Source organism: Vibrio sp. 10N.261.45.E2, from assembly GCF_002875705.1.
Lineage (GTDB): Bacteria > Pseudomonadota > Gammaproteobacteria > Enterobacterales > Vibrionaceae > Vibrio.
Genome location: NZ_MCZZ01000011.1, coordinates 1 through 2,389, shown reverse-complemented (window position 1 = coordinate 2,389; position 2,389 = coordinate 1). Strand labels below are relative to the sequence as shown.

2 protein-coding genes are annotated in these 2,389 nt (G+C 40.2%); one reads left to right on the top strand and one right to left on the bottom strand.

Annotated elements, in window-relative coordinates; translation table 11 throughout:
* The first annotated feature begins 205 nt into the window (after positions 1–205).
* The gene (locus tag BCT34_RS00535; protein WP_076651482.1) at positions 206–877 is read left to right on the top strand and encodes a site-specific DNA-methyltransferase; all 672 of its coding nucleotides are present in this window, start codon (positions 206–208) and stop codon (positions 875–877) included.
* Positions 878–1,382: 505 nt separating this feature from the next.
* On the opposite strand, the gene BCT34_RS00525 is transcribed toward BCT34_RS00535, so the two are convergent.
* Positions 1,383–2,318 carry an Rpn family recombination-promoting nuclease/putative transposase gene (locus BCT34_RS00525; RefSeq protein ID WP_076651483.1) on the bottom strand — a complete coding sequence of 312 codons (936 nt, stop codon included), beginning with the start codon at positions 2,316–2,318 and terminating at the stop codon, positions 1,383–1,385.
* Between the last annotated feature and the right edge of the window lie 71 nt (positions 2,319–2,389).

The window sequence follows — 2,389 nt, the reverse complement described above, 5'->3', positions numbered from 1 at the left end:
TTTTACTTGACCACTACACACATTGCTCAAGTGCCAATGGTTCGGAGCATGTTTTCCATCCTCACCCCCGAGATTTTGGTCAAACACCAGCAAGAGTTACAGCTAGAAATCCTGATGGAGATCAAAGCTATTGCATAGATTGTAGAGCATTGGATAAAGGTGAACTTTCTAGAACATTTGTGAGTGGGAAAGTGTGTAGTTCATTTTGAATGTATTTAATTGTGACGCTGTAGAGTGGCTTTCATCGTTAGATAGTGAGAGTGTAGATTTATTGATAACAGACCCACCTTATGAATCTTTAGAGAAGCATAGGAAAGTAGGTACTACAACTAGATTGAAAGTAAGCAAATCTTCAAGTAATGCTTGGTTTGAAATATTCCCTAACTCAAGGTTTGAAAGTTTACTGGTTGAGATATATCGAGTATTGAAAAAAAATACTCATTTTTATCTTTTTTGTGATCAAGAAACTATGTTTTTTATCAAACCGATAGCTGAAAAAGTAGGTTTTAAATTTTGGAAACCTATAGTTTGGGATAAAGTCTGTATTGGTATGGGTTATCACTATAGAGCTAGGCATGAATACATACTGTTTTTTGAAAAGGGAAAAAGGAAAATCAATGATTTGAGCATTCCTGATATATTGGAGCATAAGCGTGTTTTTCGAGGGTATCCTACTGAAAAACCAGTTCCATTATTAGAGGTTTTAATAAATCAAAGCTCTCATCAGAATGAGTTGGTTGTTGACCCGTTTTTTGGTTCAGGTTCTACTTTACTGGCGGCTTTAAATCTTGAAAGGAACTATCTAGGGTGCGATATCTCTCCCTATGCACATAATTTTTTTCTAGAACGAATGAAAGGTGGTAATCATAGTGTTTAAAGGGTTCTTTTATGATTTGCACGGTCATGAAATCAAAACACTGACTCCGATAACCTTATGCTCAGATCTGGAGTCATCTATTGTAGAAGTTTCACTAAGTCTTGGTTTGGTTCCTATGATTGTTAGCTACCAAAGAACATGGGCTCTATTTGAGGTTAATTCTCAAATTAGGTTTCTTGTTGCTGCTGACGTTTAATTTTACGTAACTTAATACGCACCAACCTTTTTGCTAGAGCCCCTAATCATTGTTGCAATGATTAGGGGCTCTTTTAATAAGTGTCCATTAAGGTGTAACTTTATGGACATTGCTTGCAATTATCTCATGACTGTTCAGTTAGTCTTTGCAATTTAAAATGAACATGTGCTCTTGGGTTTCTATATCTTTAAGTACACTTTGAGTCGCGTTTCACTAAAACTGTCGTTCGAATGGTCAAGAGAATGAGGGGGCGGAATGAAAGTTAGCCTCACCATCAAACTGGTAAGGCTGATATCTTAATTGTGCGGGCTAATGAGAAAGCTGTGCTATTTCATCTCTAGTCAGACCTGTAACGTCGGTAATGGATTGTTGATCCATGCCATTAAGCATCATCTTACGAGCCATCTCTTTGAGGGCTTCTTGGCGTCCTTCTTGGCGTCCTTCTTGACGTCCTTCTTGACGTCCGCGCAGTTCGCCACGTTGCTCACCTTGTTGGCGTAATTGTTCTGCAATCGTCATAAGTGTCTCCTCGTGTTTCGGTACTGATGAGGCCAGTGACGTGATTAACGCCTCTAGATTGTTTGTTTCACCTACTTGGAGTAGATAGCTCATCAATGACTGTACTTGCTTATCTGTAGTGTAATCGGTTAGTAGTAATGTGACTAGAGGCTCAAGGAAATCCATGATGTCTCGATGTCTTGCGTGCTTTTGTACAAGTTCAAGTAACGCGATACGTCGATGCTGCATGATGTCATCGTCGGATATCACCGTGACATCGACCAGTGGAAAGTCTTGAGTGTAAAGTCCTTTAGCCAGCTCTGGATTAGCAAAGCCTTTTAACCAATTCATATCATAGGGATAAGGCGAGACTTTACCATGGTAAAACTGCAATGGTATGACCAAAGGTAGATGGTCATGACCCGCTTCAAGATGTTGCTGCATAGCGGCAATCGCGTAGCGCATCAGCCTAAATGCCATGTGCTTATCTGGCCGGCTTTGGTGCTCGATTAACGCATAGACGTATCCTTCGCCTTGAGAGGTTTTGAGAGAATAGAGCACATCCGAATAGTAAGGACGCAGGCTTTCTTCAATAAAGCTGCCAGATTCGAGCTTTAGTGTCGTTAAATCACAAATATCACGCAGCTCCGCAGGGAGATGGATATCCAATAAATCCTTGGCGGTTTCTGGATGCGTCATAAACTGCTTAAAGAGCGCGTCATGTGGGGTTGGAGTTGTCTTTTTCATGCCACCATCTTATCAATAAATGAGTTTAAACCGTATCACAGTAAGAGAGCCGTTCTGTAGTGGTCAAGTAA